Annotated in this window: 16 protein-coding genes and 4 pseudogenes; 10 read left to right on the forward strand and 10 right to left on the reverse strand. The window is 44.5% G+C overall.

Annotated features, from left to right (window positions below; genetic code table 11):
• The first annotated feature begins 117 nt into the window (after positions 1 to 117).
• Both QZ938_RS30400 and QZ938_RS30405 read left to right on the forward strand, forming a co-directional pair.
• A complete protein-coding gene (locus QZ938_RS30400) occupies positions 118 to 765 on the forward strand; it encodes a MinD/ParA family protein (RefSeq protein ID WP_293365675.1) in 648 nt (215 codons plus the stop codon).
• A gap of 579 nt (positions 766 to 1,344) precedes the next feature.
• Entirely contained in the window at positions 1,345 to 1,470 is a 126-nt protein-coding gene (locus tag QZ938_RS30405; protein ID WP_265235804.1) for a photosystem II protein Y, read from the forward strand.
• Between the two features lie 421 nt (positions 1,471 to 1,891).
• Here the strand turns inward: QZ938_RS30405 and QZ938_RS30410 are convergent, their stop codons facing one another.
• On the reverse strand, positions 1,892 to 2,101 hold the full coding sequence (locus QZ938_RS30410; RefSeq protein WP_293147657.1) for a hypothetical protein: 210 nt from the start codon (positions 2,099 to 2,101) through the stop codon (positions 1,892 to 1,894).
• A gap of 107 nt (positions 2,102 to 2,208) precedes the next feature.
• Here QZ938_RS30410 and malQ point away from each other — a divergent pair, with 107 nt between their 5' ends.
• Complete coding sequence (gene malQ, locus QZ938_RS30415; RefSeq protein ID WP_293354174.1) at positions 2,209 to 3,717, forward strand: 4-alpha-glucanotransferase; 1,509 nt, start codon at positions 2,209 to 2,211, stop codon at positions 3,715 to 3,717.
• A 256-nt stretch (positions 3,718 to 3,973) separates the two neighbouring features.
• On the opposite strand, the gene QZ938_RS30420 is transcribed toward malQ, so the two are convergent.
• A complete protein-coding gene (locus tag QZ938_RS30420) occupies positions 3,974 to 4,843 on the reverse strand; it encodes a RodZ domain-containing protein (RefSeq protein WP_293354176.1) in 870 nt (289 codons plus the stop codon).
• Complete coding sequence (locus tag QZ938_RS30425; protein WP_293147750.1) at positions 4,840 to 5,634, reverse strand: pseudouridine synthase; 795 nt, start codon at positions 5,632 to 5,634, stop codon at positions 4,840 to 4,842. Before QZ938_RS30425 ends, QZ938_RS30420 begins: the two co-directional genes overlap by 4 nt.
• Before the next feature lie 111 nt (positions 5,635 to 5,745).
• On the opposite strand from QZ938_RS30425, the gene QZ938_RS30430 reads away from it, so the two are divergent.
• Positions 5,746 to 5,886, forward strand: a complete 141-nt coding sequence (locus QZ938_RS30430) for a hypothetical protein (RefSeq protein WP_293147663.1) — start codon at positions 5,746 to 5,748, stop codon at positions 5,884 to 5,886.
• A gap of 196 nt (positions 5,887 to 6,082) precedes the next feature.
• On the opposite strand, the pseudogene QZ938_RS30435 reads toward QZ938_RS30430, so the two are convergent.
• A pseudogene (locus QZ938_RS30435) lies at positions 6,083 to 7,443 on the reverse strand (IS4 family transposase).
• An 85-nt stretch (positions 7,444 to 7,528) separates the two neighbouring features.
• Between QZ938_RS30435 and QZ938_RS30440 the strand changes: the two are divergent.
• Positions 7,529 to 7,681 (forward strand): annotated as a pseudogene (locus tag QZ938_RS30440) (IS5/IS1182 family transposase); the annotation flags it as partial.
• A gap of 133 nt (positions 7,682 to 7,814) precedes the next feature.
• Positions 7,815 to 8,430 (forward strand): annotated as a pseudogene (locus QZ938_RS30445) (transposase); the annotation flags it as partial.
• Positions 8,431 to 8,841: 411 nt separating this feature from the next.
• Here the strand turns inward: QZ938_RS30445 and QZ938_RS30450 are convergent.
• The gene (locus QZ938_RS30450; protein ID WP_293147753.1) at positions 8,842 to 9,546 is read right to left on the reverse strand and encodes a glycoside hydrolase family protein; all 705 of its coding nucleotides are present in this window, start codon (positions 9,544 to 9,546) and stop codon (positions 8,842 to 8,844) included.
• Between the two features lie 941 nt (positions 9,547 to 10,487).
• A complete protein-coding gene (locus tag QZ938_RS30455; protein WP_293354178.1) occupies positions 10,488 to 11,147 on the reverse strand; it encodes an NAD(P)H-binding protein in 660 nt (219 codons plus the stop codon).
• A 523-nt stretch (positions 11,148 to 11,670) separates the two neighbouring features.
• On the opposite strand from QZ938_RS30455, the gene QZ938_RS30460 reads away from it, so the two are divergent.
• On the forward strand, positions 11,671 to 12,384 hold the full coding sequence (locus tag QZ938_RS30460; protein WP_293354184.1) for a DUF1997 domain-containing protein: 714 nt from the start codon (positions 11,671 to 11,673) through the stop codon (positions 12,382 to 12,384).
• 1,502 nt (positions 12,385 to 13,886) lie between these two features.
• On the opposite strand, the pseudogene QZ938_RS30465 reads toward QZ938_RS30460, so the two are convergent.
• Both QZ938_RS30465 and QZ938_RS30470 read right to left on the reverse strand, forming a co-directional pair.
• Positions 13,887 to 14,723: pseudogene (locus QZ938_RS30465) on the reverse strand (IS5 family transposase).
• A 175-nt stretch (positions 14,724 to 14,898) separates the two neighbouring features.
• The gene (locus QZ938_RS30470; RefSeq protein ID WP_293147669.1) at positions 14,899 to 15,309 is read right to left on the reverse strand and encodes a hypothetical protein; all 411 of its coding nucleotides are present in this window, start codon (positions 15,307 to 15,309) and stop codon (positions 14,899 to 14,901) included.
• A 274-nt stretch (positions 15,310 to 15,583) separates the two neighbouring features.
• Between QZ938_RS30470 and QZ938_RS30475 the strand changes: the two genes are divergently transcribed.
• Positions 15,584 to 15,757, forward strand: a complete 174-nt coding sequence (locus QZ938_RS30475) for a hypothetical protein (protein ID WP_293147670.1) — start codon at positions 15,584 to 15,586, stop codon at positions 15,755 to 15,757.
• Positions 15,758 to 15,821: 64 nt separating this feature from the next.
• On the opposite strand, the gene QZ938_RS30480 is transcribed toward QZ938_RS30475, so the two are convergent.
• Positions 15,822 to 16,166: a Dethiobiotin synthetase gene (locus QZ938_RS30480; RefSeq protein WP_293147671.1), complete on the reverse strand. Its 345-nt coding sequence runs from the start codon at positions 16,164 to 16,166 to the stop codon at positions 15,822 to 15,824.
• 352 nt (positions 16,167 to 16,518) lie between these two features.
• Here QZ938_RS30480 and QZ938_RS30485 point away from each other — a divergent pair, with 352 nt between their 5' ends.
• Together QZ938_RS30485 and QZ938_RS30490 are read left to right on the forward strand one after the other, a co-directional pair.
• Complete coding sequence (locus tag QZ938_RS30485; RefSeq protein WP_293354180.1) at positions 16,519 to 17,982, forward strand: SGNH/GDSL hydrolase family protein; 1,464 nt, start codon at positions 16,519 to 16,521, stop codon at positions 17,980 to 17,982.
• Between the two features lie 153 nt (positions 17,983 to 18,135).
• Complete coding sequence (locus tag QZ938_RS30490) at positions 18,136 to 18,312, forward strand: hypothetical protein (protein ID WP_293147675.1); 177 nt, start codon at positions 18,136 to 18,138, stop codon at positions 18,310 to 18,312.
• Positions 18,313 to 18,442: 130 nt separating this feature from the next.
• On the opposite strand, the gene QZ938_RS30495 is transcribed toward QZ938_RS30490, so the two are convergent.
• A complete protein-coding gene (locus tag QZ938_RS30495) occupies positions 18,443 to 19,252 on the reverse strand; it encodes an MlaE family lipid ABC transporter permease subunit (RefSeq protein ID WP_293354182.1) in 810 nt (269 codons plus the stop codon).
• Between the last annotated feature and the right edge of the window lie 324 nt (positions 19,253 to 19,576).

A 19,576-nucleotide genomic window follows, 5' to 3' on the forward strand; every position in this document is an offset into this window, starting at 1 on the left:
AGAAGGTTGAAAATCTCCGGAGCTCAATGGTTGAAAAAAAATGTCAATCAAATGCTAAAACTTCGTTGTGCTTACCTGAACGATCTCTTGGCTATTTGAGGCTTTTTCAAAACCGGGATGCTCCCCATTCAATCGCCCGGGATTCACGTGCTGTTCGGTTTCAGCGAGAACAATATGGAGCGCTGCCTGAACGACTACCTGTGGGGCCGGTGTCCGATCTCGGATACTGCCTACAATGTGAGTTCGCTGCTGCCAAAATTAGCCCGTAACGGCAGCCTCTACCTGATTCCTTCGAGCATTAAAGCAGGGGAGATAGCGCGAGTTTTGCGGGAAGGCTACGACGTGGGACTGCTTACGGACGGCTTTCAAGAACTGATCGACGTTCTGAACTTAGACTACCTATTTATCGACACGCACCCAGGACTCAACGAAGAAACCCTGCTCAGCATCACGATTTCGGACATCCTGCTGCTGATTCTGCGTCCGGATCAGCAAGATTTTCAGGGAACGGCTGTCACGGTAGATGTGGCCCGCAAATTAGAAGTTCCCAAGATTTTGATCGCGATCAACAAAGCGCCAGAATCCTTGGATTTCGATGATTTGAAGCAGCAAGTAGAGAGTATTTACAACATCCCAGTTGGAGGGGTGCTGCCCCACAGCGACAAGATGATGCTGTTAGCCAGTAAGGGGGTGTTTGCCCTGCACTTCCCTAAAGACCCTCTAACTCAAGTGGTGGAAGGGATTGCCAAACAGATTTTGGGATAATTTGGTGTAAGGACAGCGGTTGACATCCTCACCGCCCTAAAAGTGCGGTGATTCCTAAACCTCACGATTTAGGTTTCTGCTTCATAGCAACTGCCTCCACCCTCCAAGGAGTTTTATGGTCTTACGCTCGCTCCACAGACTAACCCCGCTAGTCCAGCGGTTTTTATGTGTCGAAAACCTTAAAAGGAATTCTTGGTGCTGTGCGTGATTCTAGGGATGTTCACCATTGCCCCGTCCTCTTTTCCCGGTCTACCGATTTTGCTGCGCCGCCGGATACATCCGGGCTTCGCTCGCCCGAGCTGTCTGATCCATCGTCACGGGTGGGTCATTGACCATCTAGATTTTAACACAAAGCCGTCCTAGAAGGACGGGGTTTCCAACCCAATTTTCTGATGAAGGTTGACGAGAGCGAGTTGCAGTCTCAATTACTGGGGCGCGATGTCCTGCAAGCGCGATCGCTCGTTGCTGTGGAGGAACTTTTTCGGCGACAATATTTGCTTGAGGAGTCAGGAGAATGGCGACAAAATGAGATACAAATAGATTATGAGAATTTGTTAAAAAACTTTAGGAGGAGAACTCATGGATTTTGACTGGCGCATACTAATAGTATTGAGTCCGGTTTTGTTGGCGGGCGGCTGGGCTGCTTACAACGTCGGCACTATAGCTCTCAAACAAGTGGAGAAATTGTTGAACAAGGAAACTTAAACTCAGCTTTTTCACCGTAATTTTGCAGCCGACTGTTTGTTAAGATACAAAAACAGTCGGCTGATTTGTGCATTGGCTCTGATGAGAAGCAGGGCTGATGCCATTTTTGATTTGGGCATTAAAGATTTTCGACGATCGATAACCCCGCCCAAAAACCGGTACCGTGCCCCTGAAGCTATGAGTGTGCAGAACCCAAAATTTTAGACTCCTGTTCCTGCTCGGGTGATGAATATGTGAAGTAAACCTAAAGTCTAAAACTTGTTCGGTCGCTCCGGTCGAAGAATCTACAATCTAAAATCGAAGCACTTACTGCATAAGGATTTGGAACGCCGAGATATAGTTGCATCCTGTTTGGGAACTTGTTTGATGTTTGGCCCGGAGATCGCAATGTACGACTCCAGACAGATAGAGCGAAAGCCACTTAAAAGTTATAAATAAACTTGTGCATAAACTGGGTGCGATCGACCAAAATAGTCAGCAGCAAACGATCCTGGGTAAGAGATCCCAATTGACCGCAGTGCTGGCAAGGGTGTAAGTGGGGAGCTTGATATTTTGCGATCGCCTCAGCATTTGTGATGAGATTGCGACACAAATATTTAGCAAGCACGTTCCAGCAGAAAATATGAGACAATCGCAAAAGTATTTGCCCTGAAAATCGCCCAACAAACTGCAAAGTTTAACCTGTAGGGAATATCGGTCAAATTGTCAATGTTTAACTCCTATATCTTTAGATAGATTATGCTTTTTCCCCGAGCTAGCGGCATTTTACTCCACCCGACATCTTTTCCCAGCCGATTTGGCGTTGGGGATATGGGAATAGAAGCATATCGCTTTATTGACTTTTTAGTAGAGAGCGACCAGCAATACTGGCAGATATTGCCGCTGGGCCCGACAGGATACGGCAATTCTCCTTATTCGTGCTATTCAGCAATGGCAGGAAATCCGCTGATGCTGAGCCCGGAAATTCTGCGGGACGAGCAATTGCTCAGCGATGAAGATTTAGCTCATTCGCCGGAATTTCCCCTGGATACAGTAGAATTCGATCGCGCGATCGCACACAAAATACCCCTGCTCAAAAAAGCCTGCGAAAACTTCAAAGCGAAAGCATCGCCGGTGCAGCAAAGAGAATTCTCGGCTTTTTGCGAGAGCAAAGCGACTTGGCTGGAAGATTATGCCTTATTTATGGCACTAAAAGACAGCTTCAACGGCACGAGCTGGCACACTTGGGAACCAGAAATTGCACAGCGCCAACCGGAGGCGCTAGACAAGTGGCGGCAGGAGCTACATAATGAGATTTATTACTACAAATACGTGCAGTTCGAGTTTTTCCGCCAGTGGACTGAGTTGAAACGCTATGCGAACCTGCGCGACATTAAAATTATTGGTGACATTCCGATTTATGTCGCTCACGACAGTGCTGATGTGTGGTCGCATCCGGACTTGTTTTGTTTGGATGAAGCAACTGGAGAACCAGCTTTGATGGCGGGAGTTCCGCCGGATTACTTCAGCGCAACAGGTCAATTGTGGGGGAATCCTGTTTACAATTGGGAGGCTTTGGAAGCAACTAATTTTCAGTGGTGGGTGCAGCGTTTTGAGGCGATTTTCGCTTATGTAGATGTAACTCGGATTGACCACTTTCGAGGATTTGATGCTTACTGGGCGGTGAAACGCGGGCAGGAAACTGCGATCGACGGAGAGTGGATTAATGCGCCGGGAACGGCTTTGTTTGAGGTAATTAACGAGAAGTTCGGCAATTTGCCGATTATCGCTGAGGATTTGGGGGTAATTACTCCGGAAGTGGAAGCTTTGCGCGATCGGTTTGAGTTTCCCGGAATGAAGATTTTGCAGTTTGCTTTCGGTGCGGGGCCTGGCGATCCTTTTTTGCCTTTCAATTATGTTCGTAACTGTGTAGTTTACACGGGTACCCACGACAACGACACGACTGTTGGCTGGTTCAATCAACTGCAAAACTACGAAAGAGATGAGGTTTTGCGTTATTTGGGCTGCATCGATCCCCAAGGAATTCACTGGTCTTTAATCCGCATGGGTTGGTTTTCTATTGCTAATTTGGCGATCGTGCCCTTTCAAGATTTGTTGGGTTTGGATACCGACGCGCGGATGAATTTTCCGGGGAAAGCAGAGGGAAATTGGGGCTGGCGGTATCGGCGCGAAGCTTTGAATTGGGAGGTGCGCGATCGGCTCAAAACCATGACTTACATCTGCGGGCGCGCTCCCCAGAAAAATTGAACAAACATTGGTAGTGGGTAATTGGTAATTGGTATTTGGTAATCATATCGTGTCCGATCGATCGACCGCAATCAGATTGGTTTGTAGTGCGGACTTCAGTCCGCTATACGGTGGCGGACTGAAGTCCGCACTACGAACTGTGATTGTTATGGTAATCGACCTGACATGATATCAGTCAATAAAGACCGACATTCTAATTAAAAAATGTGGAGTTCCAGCCATTCCCAATTACCGATTCCCGATTCCCGATTACCGATTATCCTTCATTTTTGGGCTTTGCTGAAGGCTTGAGTTCGTCGGCGGTAAAAACAACTTGTTTGGCAACCCCAGATTCTCCGAGTTGTTCGGCTTGTCCGTTATTCACAGCAATCATTACACCGCCGGCGTTACCAGCTAGAACTACCAATTTGTTTTGGGCCTGCCAGGTGCGGACAGTTCCTGAAGGCAAAGTTCCCTCAAACTCGGGTTTGCCATCAACTTCAATCTTCATCCATGATTCGTCTTTTAAACTGACGTTAACCATGACTGGTTTATTGCCAGATTTATCTAAATTTTGACGTGTTCTTGTTGCTTCCACAGCATCGTAACTATCGGCTTTCTGATTTTTTGAGGCGTTCTGGGCTAAACGAGCTTGTTCTTGCTCAAGAGCTAGTTCTTTGGTTCCCGTACCGTTTTTTGTTGTCAGAGAACCGCCCATCAACTGAGATAAGACATTGACTGAACAGATAATTAGAAATGTGTAAAAAAGGTACAGGTGCATCGGCCGCAATTGTGGCCCATTCTGCCAGGATAGCTTGGTGGTCGATCGCGGTGGCGGTTCGATCGGGAAAAAGTCGGCAAACTGAGTTCCGTCCAAACCCATTGCTTCGGCGTACCGCTTGATCAAACCTTGAGTGTAGACGGGTTCGGGGAGTTGGTCGAGTTGGCCGTCTTCGATGGCTTGCAGCAGATTCCGCCGAATCATGGTTACCACAGCTACTCTGTCCAAAGAAATCGACTGCTGTTCGCGGTACTCGCGGAGTTGAGCTCCTATTGCCGCTAATTTCTTCTGAGGAGTTTCTGGCTCTTGGGAGTGCAGTTTCTTCTTAGTTATTTGGGAGAATAAAAACAATAAATTCTTTGTCATATGCTGTGCTCCTGGGGATTCACTGGCACGCTTATTGATGTTAGGTTGACTAGATTCCATAAAAAAATAATTTCTGAATCTTCTAGGGGTCGGTAGCAGCCCGGTGCCAATATCGGCCCTGCGGGGGGCTGCAATTGAATCGGGCCAATGGCTGTGCGGTGCAGGCGTACCACTGGATATCCCAACTGCTCGGCGGTGCGCCGAATCTGTCGGTTTCTCCCTTCTGATAGAATTACTTCTAACAGAGTTTGGTCTCGCGCGCGATCGATAACTCTAACTTTCGCGGGTAATGTTTTTCTACCGGACAAGATAATGCCCTGACGCCACGCTTGTAGTATGGGTTCCGGGGGATCGCCGAGCACCCAAACTTGATAAGTTTTGGCGATCGAGTGACGCGGATGGGTCAAACAAAATGTCAGCTTACCATCATTGGTGAGCAATAGGGCGCCTGTGGAATCTGCATCTAAGCGTCCTACGGGATGGATGCCTTGACCAGATCGCAGTTTGGGCGGCAGCAGGTCGAGAACTTTCGAGCGCGCCCTGGGATCGCTGCAAGTAGAAACTACGCCTGCGGGTTTGTTGAGCAACAGATAGACCTCTGCCGGTCTATCTGTTGGTTTCACATGGACTCCATCGACTTCGATGAAATCGCGATCGGGATTCGCCTTTTGTCCTAAACGAACAATATTGCCATTAACCCGGACTCGTCCAGCTACAATCATCTGTTCTGCAAGACGGCGAGAGGCAATGCCCCACTGGGCGAGGATTTTTTGCAGCCTTTCATCAGACATGACGGGAGTGTGGAAAGCCCCAACACCCGAGCGGTGGGGGAGGAAATATAACACGGTTAATGGATTAACCGATGCTGCCAATGCTGAATTCCTGGTTGGGAATAAATTCTCATGTTTGCTAACCAATCTTTACAGGGCGTTGCGCCTGGTGCAGATTATCCTTATGGCATTACCCTGAATGCTGTGCAAAAACTACGAGGAAAAGACTTGCGGCAGGCACAGGTCTGCACCGTTGGTTTGCTACTGATGTGAGAGGTGTGGGTCTGACAGGACCATTAACCAACACTACCATAAAACGGGTACTGCTGGTTAATTTTATCAGGAAATAGGGTTTAAAACCTCTTCTTCAGTGGCCGGCTTTATATTTACTGGAGACCATTACTCACAAGTTAAGCTAAAAACACTGTTGTCAATGAGTAATCTTACTCATTTTTTACCGAGATACCAATTAAAATATGACTCCATTTGTTGCCTTATTATTGCCAAAAAATTGTTCGGGACTTCTTTGAGTTCCAGGGAAAGGAGAAATAATTAGCCTGACATGAGGTTTTCGCAGTCGCGATCGAATCCCTAAATCTTGATTTTTCTGGTCAGCAAAATACTTAACTATATCAGAAGCTGCTCCTTTTTGATAAGCAACAGAAAAATGATACATTCCACGATAAATCATTTCTAATGAAACACGTTCAATTGGTACTCCTAATTCATCTGCAACAGCATCCCCTAAGTCTACCAAAACTGCATAAAATAGCCAGGTAGCCCAGATTTGGATCTGGATTCCGTTGACCGAACCAGTCCATAAATAACTTAAATTTAGGAGTCTCTTTACTATACAAAAGGCGTCTTCAATTCGCCAACGTCTTTGATATAAATCTGCCACTACATAGGGAGGCAATATTTCCGGTTCTCGGATGCTTGTCAAATAAGAACGCCAGCCATTTTTCCACCGAATTTGTACTAATTTTATAGTCAAAGCTGGTGTTTTTTGGGTTCCTGCACCTATCTGAATTATCTGGTCTTTGACATCATAAGTATTGGTTAATACTCGTTTCACTTGATAAGATGCACCTTTCTTTATTCGAGTAATAAATCCAATTTCTTGCTCCATTAATTTTGACCAAAAAGCGAAGTGATAGAAGCCTCGATCCAGTAACAGCAAGGTTTTTGGTTTAACTGTTTTTAGCAAATCTTCTTCCCAATGGGTATCTGCTTGTTTGGGATTTGTCCAAAACCAAATTTCTTGGGGAAGATGAGTTACTAGGTCTATTATTACTCCTATTTTTTCGGATAATTGACCAATTGGAACATCTGATAAACTATCTAGTTTCCGAAATAATGCTTCTAATGTTGAGCCGTCTGCTATCCAGATATTCTCAAAGTTTTTTAAAGCAAATTGTACGCTGTCTGGTAATGGTCTCGATTTTCTCATTAACCATTTTTGTCGAAAATTAGCTAGTAATTCTTAAAAAAATTTTCAAATAAAATAGATGGGAAAGTTAAAAATCTTTGTGACAAGGCTTGTTGGCTAATGTTTTGTGGCTGACACCATAAAAATCCTTCTCTATTTAATAATCTGGTTAATTCTGTTACTCCTGCTACGTCTCGCCATAGTAAGCTTAATATTGCTGCCATCATTAACGGCAGTGTTAGAATTCTATCTCTTAAATTTAGTTGGCGATAAAAAGTTTTTTGGGCCGCCATTGCTGGAATTAATAAATCTTCCAGGTAATTCGCGATCGCTTCGTTTTCTACTTGGGGACGATTTTTTTTCTTTGCATGATCTCGGTGGATGCGTTTTTTACTACTCATGACTGTCTCAAATGCTTGTCTGGCCAAGGTTTCATTCTATTTTACTTTTTTTTGTGTACCCCCTTGACAATTTGCACTTTTTCTTAACTTGTCACAAATGACCAAATCTGATTATAGAATGCTGTTAGTAGTGACAGAAGTCTACCGCCAAAAGTTGTCAATGTATGAAAAGAAAGAACATAGTATTCCTGACAGAATAGTAAGTTTAAAACAACCACATATCCGCCCTATAATCCAATACGGTTTACTTAAGGCAGATCCCCCCTAACCCCCCTTCCCAAGGGGGGGACAAGAAAGCTCTTAAGTCCCCCTTCTTAAGGGGGATTTAGGGGGATCTCCGGGCATAAAAAGTGTTAAGTAAACCGTATTGCCCTATAATCAGAGGAAAAGCTGGGAAATCTGTTGAATTTGGGGCAAAACTGTCAGCCAGTTGTCGAAATGGGTACGTATTTTTAGACCGAATTAGTTGGGATAACTTCTACGAATCAGGAGACCTTAAAAGACAAGTAGAAGCCTTTAAACAATTTACCGGATATTACCCTGAATCAATTCATGTAGATCAGATATATCGAACCAAAGAAAATAGAGCTTGGTGCAAAGAACTCGGCATTAGAATTAGCGGTGTTCGTCTAGGAGGAAGACCTCCCAAAAATCCGAGCAAAGCAATCAAAAAACAAGCTCAATCAGACGAAAGAATTCGTAACTTAATTGAGGGGAAATTTGGAGAAGCTAAAAGAATATTTAGCCTTGGTAGAGTGATGGCTAAACTTAATAATACTTCTGAAACAAGCATCGCAATAACTTTTCTGGTGATGAATCTTTCTGCCATGGTAAGGCAGGCTTTTTGGCTTTTTTTCGGTCTATTTCATAATAAAAACCTTTGGGATGTTTTTTGGCTCAAATGATTGGCAAAAGCTATGTTTTGCCATCACAAGATTGAGAAAACTTATATTGCCGAGGCATTCTCAAATTCACTCATCTTTCTAAATGCTGTTTTCTGACTTTTTCAGCAAGCCCTAAGATAGGCTGCACACTGAAATTATCTTTTGGTCATTATAGGATCAATCATTCTGTGGTGTTACCTAACGCTTTTCAACGAATTTCATCTGACGATTTTCTGACAATACAGGCATTTTTGGCAAGTCAGATTTTTCTTAAGTCAACCGTATTGGGCTATATGTAGTTAGTTAGAGCGAAATGATCATTTTCCGAGTGTCGTGCGATCGTCTCATCGGATTCTAATTGCCCCAATTGCTATTCAAAGTGTCGGCGAAATACAGTGCGGAGAACTTTTGTCCTTATCTGCGGACTAAAGTCCGCACTACGAACCTTTAGTGAGGACTTGATTTTTAATCTGCGGACTAAAGTCCGCACTACGAACCTATTTGATATAATTCCCTAGGAGCCAGTATTTGCCAATTCTTCTCGCAGCACTTTCTGGTAGACTTTCGGCAAACTAGAACTCATAGAATTGTTCTCAATTCCATATCCCAAACTCGTCCAAGTTCCCGACAGCATTCGCAAAACATCAGTTAATCTTTCCTGCCGCAACATCTCAGGAATATCAGCTTTCCAAAATTTGCGATCGCTCAACCAAGCATAAACCACAGCATCTTGATATTCCGGTTCAAAACTGTAATCCTGCCACAATACAAAATTACCAGGCTTTGGGTGATAGCGCTTCGCTTTGTCTTTCCAAGTTGAAGTCAAAAATTGATACCTACCAGCAGCCGTAGTACATTTGCCAACATTTGGGCCGTTAACAATCTTCACGCACCAGTCAGGATGACGGCTCAAATCTAATACATATTTTCCGCCGTAAACAACGTGATAAGGCCGAGAAACATTGGACTCGCTAGCAGAAATAGTCCGCATCAAAGCTCGAATGTAAGGATCGCCCGTTTTCATAGCCAGCGGTGGCATTTTTCTCACCTCGCTTGTTGACTGCGAAAACTGCTGATTTCCCCGCAAATTGGCAACCAAAAAAACAGCCCCGCTAATTACAGCGCCGATGACAATTATAAATCCCAGAATTTGAAGTTCCGATCGCCTCAGCAAACTTTTTTGGTGGCGGCGCAGTTTCTCGGTTTCAAATGCCGTCATTTCCATTTCGGCGATTTCGGCTAATTTTCGATCCGCCCGCATCCGCCGCACGCGAAAATCGTGTTGGTATAGCGGCGCGGCTAATAGCGTTAAACTCGATAAAGCTCCTGCCAATTTTACCAGCCAGAAATCTAATTCACCGGCGATCGCCACATTTGTCAGAGTAGAGATTCCTGCGAGCATTTGCGCCGGATCGATCGATCGCGCTGGCCAATAATATATCGCCATTTGCACCAGCAGCGCCAGATTAAACGCAAAAAAAAGCACTACTACAGCATTCAACCCTTCTCGCAAGTGCGATCGCACTCCAGTATGCCGCCGCTTGAACTTGCGCGCCACTCGAAAGCGGCCCGGCAGCACAGTCAGCAAGGGATTGAGGATTTTGACGGCCAAAAAGTGAGCGACAAAGAACAAAGGTAACTGAATCAGCCAAGCCGCCAGCAGCAGAGTCAGAAAGCCTATATCGTCGTTGGCGAAAGGAATGCCCCTGCGAAGGACAAAACTAAAACTCTGAGCGAGAGCAAATGCCCTTAACCACGAAATCGGATAGGGGAACCAAGCTGGCCACTTGAGAGTTTTCATCATGCGGGGAAGGGGAAATTGTAACTGCCGATTGTCAAGCTCTTAAGATTTTGCCAGATTTGGCGATCGAAAAATTAGCAATTGCGCTGCGGTTTGCACTGATGGGACTTAGGCGCGGTTGCGGAGCGTCGATTTTCCACTTTTCGATTTGATATCTTGGATTTACCGTAAAAAAACTCGATTTTTTTGTAGGGTGCGTCAGCCCAAATTTTTGACTCAAGTCAAAGCGTTGTAGTCTGACGCACCGAACCCAAGCGACTCTTTTGCCGGCCTCAGTTGTAGGGTGCGTCAGTCCAAATTTTTGACTCAAGTCGAAGGGTTGTAGTCTGACGCACCGAACCCAAGGAACCCTAATGCAATCAAACCACGGCGGCAAACAACTCCTCAAAACTCTTTTGCGGGGCCTCCGGCTTTGCCACAATTTCCACAATCTTGTTGCGAGAAGCCGGCTGAAACAGCGCCTCCACGCACACTTGGGCTACCTTCGTGCGGGGAATGCTGCTTTCAAACAGTGTATCCGCACTCCTCATGACGATCGCATCTGAATTATCCTCATTTTTGAGACCGCCCGGACGCACAACGGTATAAGTCAAGCCAGATTTTTGCAAATATTCCTCCGCCTGCTTCTTCCACACCAGAATCAGCCAAAACAGATTCAGCGGGTGAAAAAACTGAGAAACGCACAGAGAAGTCACCAGCACAAAATGCTCAATTCCCTTAGCCTTAGCTGCCTCCACCAAATTTTTAGTACCCTCCAAATCCACCTTGTAAGGGGCAGTCGGGTCAAAACCCGGGGCCGCCCCCGTCGCGCACAACAATACCGTACTATCGCCGATCGCATCGCCCAGAGAAGTCGCATTTAATACATCGCCAGTAACTAACTCTGCCTCAGAAGGTAAAATTTGCCTTGCTGTCTCTAGATTTCGGACGAGGGCACGCACGGGAATGCCCCGTTTGACTAATTCTGCGACGATTCGGCGGCCAGTCTGACCTGTCGCTCCTGCTACAAATGCTTTCATAAGACGAGTTATGCTGTTCTAGGGTAAGTTTTGTTACTATCAATTTCTCAATTGTAGGGAGAAAACTCCCCGACCACATCCCCAACCCGACTGATTGGCGTGTATTAGCAGGAGAGCATGTCAGGAACCTCAGCCCCAACGGCATGAGGCTTGAAAGAGAAATCGGACAAGCCATTCTGACGGGCCTAAGTCTTAACTGACTACGTTTTTTGAGTCATGACACCCTGAGATGCTTTCGCTAGTCTCTTGCTCTGTCGCTGGTGGTTAAACAGTTTCCAGGTAACAGAAACAGTGCTGCTAGCCCAACAAGCTCAGAAAACTTTGGCAAAGCTAACATTACCCCGAAAGGGAGGCTCAATTGAGCAAAATACTATGCGTACAGGATTGGAAGATTTGAAGCGGTAATTGTCCCGTTGAAAGTGCAATACAAAAGTACCCCGAATTAACCAATCCCAAGGCGGTAGTAAATTCAAAAATGCAAAGCCGTCCTAGAAGGACGGGGTTTCTACCCATAATTTTGATGATGAAGCAGAATTCCGCTGAATATCAAACTGTTGAAGCTTCTGACGAAAATTGCTACGCAGATGCGAGTTTCAGACAGCCCGAAAGTGCAGGTGCGGATGCAGGCGAGGAAGTTGAGCCGATTTGGTTTCACACCCACTTTGAAGACAGCATGGAGATGTACGCCGATGCTGCAACGGTGGCGCAGCATTTTAACAATCACAAGACTTGGTTTTGTCAGTGCGCTTTGCCGATGAAGGCTGAGCCGATCGGCGAAAACGGCTACGATTTATTAATCGGTCGTTTTGGGGCCTTCGGCTACCGAGTTGAAGCGAGAATTGGTTTAGAGTTGCTGCCGCCTGACGCCCAAGGCTGCTATTTGATTAAAACTATTCCGGTTCCGAATTATACCGCGCCCGGATATGAAGTGGATTTTCGATCGGCAATGAAGCTAGTCGAGATACCGTCAGACGAGTTTGCCGCCGATTGGCCTGCGTCGCAACGCGCCCAACTACCGCCTGCGATTACCAGCGCTACCTGGAAGCTAGATTTAGCTGTAGGGGTTTGCTTTCCCAAGTTTATTCGATCGATGTCTCAACCTCTCATTGAAAAAACCGGCGATGCGCTTTTGGAAAAAATCATCAAACAAGTCAACCGCCGCTTGACGTATAAAACTCAACTTGTTTTCCATGAAAGTTTAGGAATTCCCTTTCCCAAAAACCCGAAGAAACACTAACAAGAAAACCCTCGCGGTTGAAACCATAGCGGTTCTCAGAAAGATTCGCGGACGTTGTTGGGCTTGGGCCCTCTTAGGATCGCAAATTCAATAATTTACACTCTTGAAAGTGGGATGGGCCAGAAGAACTATCAAATTGTAAGTTATACCAATTTTAAACGAAATAACAGTATTCTTGTCCCCCCCCTTGCCAAGGGGGGCTAGGCAGGGTGGTTTTATTGTTGTCATATAAATTAGGTACGTAGTTGCGCTTCAGCGCTCTTTCTAAGATTAGGACAGAGCGCTGAAGCGCAACTACGTACCTTGGCAAAAGTGCTATCCGACCTTTGAGCGATGCTTTCGATAGTTTCAGATTTCTTTTTCCGACAATAAAACTGCCCTGCTTGCCAAGGGGGGCTAGGGGGGTCTTCGAGTGTTGCACGATTTTAGAAAAATGGTATTATTTAATTCTCATTCCTTAGGAACGCAAATTCAATAATTTACACAAGTTTGTGGGATGGGCGTCCCGCCCGTCCATAAAGGACGGGCTAGAAGCCCGCGTTTCTGCGCCGCCAGCAAGGCAATCTCACCTTAATGTTGCAAGGAGGCTCCCGCTATAACGAAGTTTAGCGGCGAGAGGAATTGCAATCAGTATCAACGTGCGACAGCACAACGGCAATCATTAAGTTATACTCATAGTAGTGAGTTTTTTGGTGAGATGGAACAAGTCCTGACTTTAGTTGTAAAGCTTCAAGCTAGTATCGAACAGCAACAATTGTTGTCCGATACAGCGTCAGCTTTTGCGTCAGCTTGTAACTGGATAGATCGAAATGTCGATCGTAACCTAACGAATAGAAACTCAATCCAAGCTGTCTGTTACAAAGATGTGAAAGAACAGTTTGGACTAACAGCTAACCATGTTGTTAGAGCTTGTGCCAGAGTAGCAGCAAATCGTCTAACGGCAAAACAGAAAGGGAAAAAGGTCAAGAATTTTAAGCCCACTAGCTTTGATTGTGATGCTAGGACTTTTCGTTCCGCCCTAGTCAAATTGGACGCTGAGCATTTCTACCACTCTCAAGCGGTTAACCGCTCCTCTAAGAGCTAGTAACTACCATAAGAGCAAGCTAACAAGTCATAATCCTACTTCGGCTCAAGTTTGTTTGCATAAAGATAATCGCTGGTACGTCCACATTCAGTTCAAATCGGAAACTCATAAACCTCAAAAAACAACTAATGTAATTGGTGTCGATTTCGGAAGGCGCGATCTAGCTGTAACCAGCACAGGTAAATCGTGGTCAGGTAAGGAGATTCAAAAAACTAGAGATAAGTATAGCCGTGTTCGGGCTTCTTTACAAAAAAAGCATCTCAAGGCACAAGGTCATCTAGACGTAGAGCTAGACAGATTTTGAAACGGTTATCGGGGCGCGAAAGAAGATACCAAACCTGGCTAAATCATAACATCTCAAAAGCCATTATTAGACCTCTTGCAAAAAAGATATATGTTATAATCAGAAGTTTTAATTTTAATCGGCTAGAGCTAACTCATAATTATAAATTGCTGACAACAAATTACAACGTAGACCATAACGGCGACGGCGATTCCGATAACGACTCGACAATATTTTAAATATTTTGAGACTCCGATTAACGTGTTCAATAACAATTCGCTCCTGCGCTAAGACTAGATTGTAGTCTTTTTCTATTCGAGAAAGTTTCCCATTTTTAGGTTTTTTTCTCGGTATATAACTATTAGTGTGATAGTCTTTTATCCCTTGATAGCCACTATCTTGTAAGCTATTTGTTTCGGGATGAAAACGAACTTTACTTTTTTTGAAAAAGTTAAAGTCGTGGCAATGCCCTGGTACAAAAGCAGTGCAAATAATTTCTTTTGTTTCTTGATTGATTACCAATTAAGTTTTTAGAGTATGACACTTTTTCTTTCCTGAGTAATATCTCTTCTGTTTTTTTTGGGTCGTTCAATAGTTGTTTCTGTGACATCCATCACCACGAATTCTGGATAATCAGAGTCTTTGAGTAATGCCTTTTTTCCCGGAATACGGAACTTTCCTGTTTTCATTAAAGTAGATTCAATATCAGTGACAATTCGGCAAATTGTTGATTCAGATACTCCCCAAGTTGTCCCAATATGAAAATATGTTCGATACTCTCTCCAATATTCCAAGGTGACTAAGACCTGTTCTTCGAGAGTTAGGATAGTGCGACGCCCTAAGATTGTCTTTCTGATTTTCTGACTTAAAATTTTCCAATGCGCTAACCATTGCTTTCAAGGTTTCAATCTTCACACCAAATCTACGTTGAAATTGAGAAGGTTTTAAGTTTAGATAAAATTGATTTTTCATGATTTACTCGTTTTGTAACGACAACAGCACTTTATAGCATTTTATTCTGTTGATAACAAGACAAGAGTGAAAATAAGTTAACAGTTGGTATTCAATCAACTTTCAGCAAAACTTTTCATTATATCATAAAATTATTTTGCAAGAGGTCTAATAACTAATGACTGATGACTGATGACTAATGACTAATGACTGATGACTCTTTGAATTCCGGTAAAAATGCAGTCAAACATTTGTATAATTCTAATCCCGGCCCAGCTTGCAGCGGATAAAGCTTGTCAAAATTAATCGGGTTTCCCGGCTCTAATTTCCATTGGGTTTGCTGTGCTGTTTTCGACGAAATTGCGATCGCCCTCGTGATGTTAACAATGTTGTTGTGCTGGGGGAAGCCGCGAAAGCAGTAGCTTTTACCAGTACGCGTGTCAGAGTCGCTGCCGGTAATGTATCTATCTCGTTTGCGAAATTGGATTTCTCGAAAAGGTCGATCGATCGCAAATGAGTCTCGGTAGCGGTAGTCTCCGTCAGGCAAACTTTGGACAGTCGGCCGGATTTGAGCGATAACGGTTGCTGCACTAAGAGTTAGAATCATTTATATGACTTCCTCCTGTGAAATCGCCTTTTTAGTTGCTGGTGTCTGTGTAGCTGCGGGCGATCGGCTCAAACAAACACCCTCTGTAACAAATTAATAAGATTTGCAATGGAGTTTGATAAGAGTTATGATACAGTTTAACTCGATCCCTGACTATCGTGAATAATTATTTCATGGTTTCATCCCTATTACCAATCCGAGTAATAATAGAAATATTGAGCAAGCCCCGAGAAATTTGGAGGCGAAACTCTACGGATAAAATGAGGATACAGCTATGTTTTGCCTGAACCGAGAAACCAGCAATAGGGAGATGCGAGGCTGTAAAACCTCGGCTCCTAAAAATATCCGCATAGTCCGATCGCGAGTTTACAAAGATGAGGCTTTAGTCTCGGCTTCCCTGGCGGGACTTCCCGATCTTTTAGCATCCCTAGAAAGCTTTCGCGAGTAGAGTTTGAGATTTTCTCTCTCTTGTTGAACGTCGGGAGTTGACTTAGCTAATTATTTTTAGTTAATTATTGCCAGACTCCCGAAAAGATATTCTTGACTCCGATCGCAATTCGATTTAAGTCTTCTTTCAGCAGCGGCGGCCAAGAAACTCCTCTGGCCCGCCCTGCTTCAAATTGCAGTAAACTGTCTGTTGAGAGTAAATGGAGGGCCGAGATTAATTGGCGATCGAGCATTGGCGATTCTTGAAGCCCTTCAAACAATATTTTTAAAGCTAATAAAATCGATGTCACCTGTCCCGGTACGGGTGGCTGGCCTTGTTTGAGGCGCATCAGGAAGGCGTCGGGATTTTTCTTGGTTTCCAGGGCGGTTCCTTGGTCGATCAGAAAACTGCGGGCTGTTTTGTAATCCATTTGACGTGCGATCGAGTTCTTGCAATTAATCAGTAGATATTATAGCCTTTCGAGTTCCCCTATGGCGTACTCATGGGAATGGGGAATAGGGAATAGAGAATAGGGAATAGGATATACTTCACTTTTTCGTGAACTCCTCTATATCATCTTTTGTCGCAGTATATTTGTTAATATAGCAAAATTAAGAATCAACAAGCAACTCGTAAGGCGCGCGCTGTGGTGCTCAAGGCTACTCGTGAAACGCGCATTCTCATGTACAGTACAAGGTCTCGGAAGGTGTACATTGCACAGCCTACAGCTACTCTTGCTAGTTAGAGTAGAAGTAAGTTTTAGATGACGGAAAAATAAAACAATGACAAAACGGCAGAAAAATAGCATCAAATCCCAGATTTATAGATACTGGTGGCTACTTTTGTTGTGTTTGAGCTTCCTGTTAGTTCCGGCTTTCAAAAAAATAGCTGTCGCCACCCAATTTCCCCCGCCCGCTCCTATTGCAAATAATGCTAATTTGGGAGCGAGAATTCAACGAACGATGGGGTTACTTGCAACCAGCACTCCTACAAAACGCCACCAAGTACGCATTTTATTTTACGGTCAATCTATCACTCAGCAAGATTGGTGGCAAGATGTAGTCGAGGATTTAAAAAAGCGATTTCCCCATGCTGATTTGATTGTGGAAAATCGCGCCATCGGAGGATTTGCATCGTCGCTTTTAATCCGTCCCAGCGAACATGATTTGTATCCTTTTTATCCAGACTTGCTAATTTTTCACGTCTACGGAGGTGAGGAAGATTACGAAGCGATAATTGCCAATGTCCGCCGCCGCACTGCTAGCGAAATACTCTTGCATTCAGACCACATAACCTGGCTGCCGACAGGTAAAAATGATAATGAAAATGAAATCAAAGGCTACGAATGGCACAACACTCATTCTACCAAATGGTTGCGTGAGTTGGCAGATAAATACGGCTGCGAAATCGCGGAAATTCGCACACCTTGGCGCAGGTATTTGATAGACAATCGCTTGCAGCCAAAACAGTTATTGAGCGACAGCATTCACCTCAACGCTTGGGGGAATTTTCTGCTAGCTGCTCTCATTAAACCCTACCTGCGATACAATCCAAATTCTCCTCAAACTGGGCAGCAGAATTTAGTCAAAACTTATACAGTGGGCACTGATGTTAAGTGGCAGGATGGCAAGTTGGTTTTAGAGTTTGAAGGGAATCGGATAGATGCGATCGCCGATCGAAGCTTCAACGGCAAGGCAATTTCTGCTAAAATTGCGATCGACGGCAAAAAACCCTCAGAATTTCCCGAACTTTACAGCATCACCAGACCCAGCGTTACTCTCGGCGTCTCTTGGCCAGCAATCATCCAAGTATCCAGTCAAAAACCGCTCATCGTCGAAGATTGGAAAGCTACAATCACTGAGATTAACAGCGATGCTACCAAGTTTAAATTTGACGTAGTAGGTTCTAAAACAGGTTACGACGGCAGCGGCACCAACGACACAATGTTTGTTTCAAAATCTGGCCGCGTCGCAATTGAACCGAAAAACTGGTGGCTGCAAAATGCCTATGAATACTCCAAAAAGCCTACTCCGAAAGGCTTTGAGATTTCGTGGCAAGTTCAGCCGATGTTTGTTGATTCATACATTCCGCCACAAATTGCAGATTCAAGTCGCGAGTATTCTACAACATTGGCTCAGAATTTGAGCAACTCCAAACACATCCTCGAAATCGTCCCCGAAACAGACGGGACAGTTCCTATTCAAGCATTTCGAGTTTATCGCCCTCCTTATATTCCTTCGCCATGAAGAAGGACTAAAGTCCTCACTACGAACTTAATTTCTGTAGTATTCGTAGGGTGCGTCGCCACGATTAATCCCAAAATTATATCGACAATCTCATGGCGACGCACCATCGACAATAGTTGAGAAAACAACAACAATTATTCTACAGCACAAATTTTGATAAATGATTTAATATCATGTCCTGTCGATTACTATAACAAACAACTGTTCGTAGTGCGGACTTCAGTCCGCAATATGCTGCGGACTGAAGTCCGCACTACGAACGGATATTATCGCGGTCAATCGACCGGACACGATATAAAATCTCAAATCGAAAAATGGAAAATCGATTAACCTTAGTAATTGAGTAGGTGCGTCAGTTTGAGTTAGTAGTTTAGCAATCCAGAATTTGCCAACTGACGCACCCTACAAGTTGAATCATAAACGCGGTTTCAACCGCCGAGTCTTCTAACAACAATTAACCTCAGTTTCTCGTAATTCCCAACTCGTGAAACAGCAACAACGATAAAAAGAAATCTGCTATAAAAACAAACACCCAAGAAGTCACCACCGCAGCCGTTGCAGCTTGGCCTACCCCTTTCCCTCCGCCCGCCGTCGTCAACCCCCAACCGCAACCGACAAGCGCAATTATCAACCCAAAAATTACACTCTTAATCGCCACAGTTACTAAATCCCAAGCCCCCAAAAAAGTCCGCACCGATTCCAAAAATACCGAAGGTTCCAACTCATAAAAATTAACCGCCACAAACAGCCCGCCCAAAATTCCCACCGCCACCGAAAAAATTGTTAAAATCGGCAACATGACGCAGCAAGCTATCACCCTCGGGACTACCAAATAATCAACGGGATTTGTTCTCAACATATACAGGGCGTCTATTTGTTCCGTCACCTGCATTTCTCCTATCTCTGCGGCAAAGGCAGAACCTACTTGTCCCGCCACCACGCCCGCTGTTAAAACTGGTGCTAATTCGCGGCAAAATGCCACTGCAAAAGCACCTCCCACCGCCCCAACCGCCCCAAACCGAATCAATTCTCTCGCGGATTGAACAGTAAAAATCATCCCTGCAAAAAAGGCTATTAGCAGCACGGAGCGCAAAGAATCCAAGCCTACTGTGACTAAATGTTCCATGATTTTGCGGCGGTCAACTTTGCCTTGAAGTAGGCGCAGCAAGACTTGGCCACCTAGGAACAGCGTCACTAAAAAACGCTGAAACCACCTGTTATTAAAGGTTTCATCTAAATGTCGATCGCGCTTTTGGTAATTCTTAACCAATGACTGACTGCTGGCGATTAATTGCAAACAAGGCGAAGCACTGCCACTACTGAGATTTTCGCCAATTGTACAGCAATTATTGCACAATTTGTCAACATATAGCGGTTATCACAAAAATGAGGTACGTTGTTGGGCTTTAGCCCCCTAAGTTTAGTAGTTATATGAGCTGTCTGTTATACCTCATCTTTTTGAGAAAGGCTATAGCCTTTCTCAGAAAGATGAGGTACAATGTTACTGACACTTACTCATGATGATTAAACAGAGAAGACACGATCTAATTAACTACAGTTACATGGTTCAGTAAACCAGGCGAAAGCGATAGAA

Source organism: Microcoleus sp. CAWBG27 (genome assembly GCF_020883145.1).
Classification (GTDB): domain Bacteria; phylum Cyanobacteriota; class Cyanobacteriia; order Cyanobacteriales; family Microcoleaceae; genus Microcoleus.

Coding starts and splice junctions, on each gene's coding strand:
- QZ938_RS30450 (WP_293147753.1), bottom strand. CDS start 9,546: ATGACGGCATTTGAAACCGAGAAACTGCGCCGCCACCAAAAAAGTTTG.
- QZ938_RS30430 (WP_293147663.1), top strand. CDS start 5,746: ATGTTTGCTAACCAATCTTTACAGGGCGTTGCGCCTGGTGCAGATTAT.
- malQ (WP_293354174.1), top strand. CDS start 2,209: ATGCTTTTTCCCCGAGCTAGCGGCATTTTACTCCACCCGACATCTTTT.
- QZ938_RS30400 (WP_293365675.1), top strand. CDS start 118: ATGCTCCCCATTCAATCGCCCGGGATTCACGTGCTGTTCGGTTTCAGC.
- QZ938_RS30485 (WP_293354180.1), top strand. CDS start 16,519: ATGACAAAACGGCAGAAAAATAGCATCAAATCCCAGATTTATAGATAC.
- QZ938_RS30405 (WP_265235804.1), top strand. CDS start 1,345: ATGGATTTTGACTGGCGCATACTAATAGTATTGAGTCCGGTTTTGTTG.
- QZ938_RS30480 (WP_293147671.1), bottom strand. CDS start 16,166: ATGGATTACAAAACAGCCCGCAGTTTTCTGATCGACCAAGGAACCGCC.
- QZ938_RS30455 (WP_293354178.1), bottom strand. CDS start 11,147: ATGAAAGCATTTGTAGCAGGAGCGACAGGTCAGACTGGCCGCCGAATC.
- QZ938_RS30475 (WP_293147670.1), top strand. CDS start 15,584: ATGTTTTGCCTGAACCGAGAAACCAGCAATAGGGAGATGCGAGGCTGT.
- QZ938_RS30470 (WP_293147669.1), bottom strand. CDS start 15,309: ATGATTCTAACTCTTAGTGCAGCAACCGTTATCGCTCAAATCCGGCCG.
- QZ938_RS30420 (WP_293354176.1), bottom strand. CDS start 4,843: ATGACAAAGAATTTATTGTTTTTATTCTCCCAAATAACTAAGAAGAAA.
- QZ938_RS30460 (WP_293354184.1), top strand. CDS start 11,671: ATGAAGCAGAATTCCGCTGAATATCAAACTGTTGAAGCTTCTGACGAA.
- QZ938_RS30425 (WP_293147750.1), bottom strand. CDS start 5,634: ATGTCTGATGAAAGGCTGCAAAAAATCCTCGCCCAGTGGGGCATTGCC.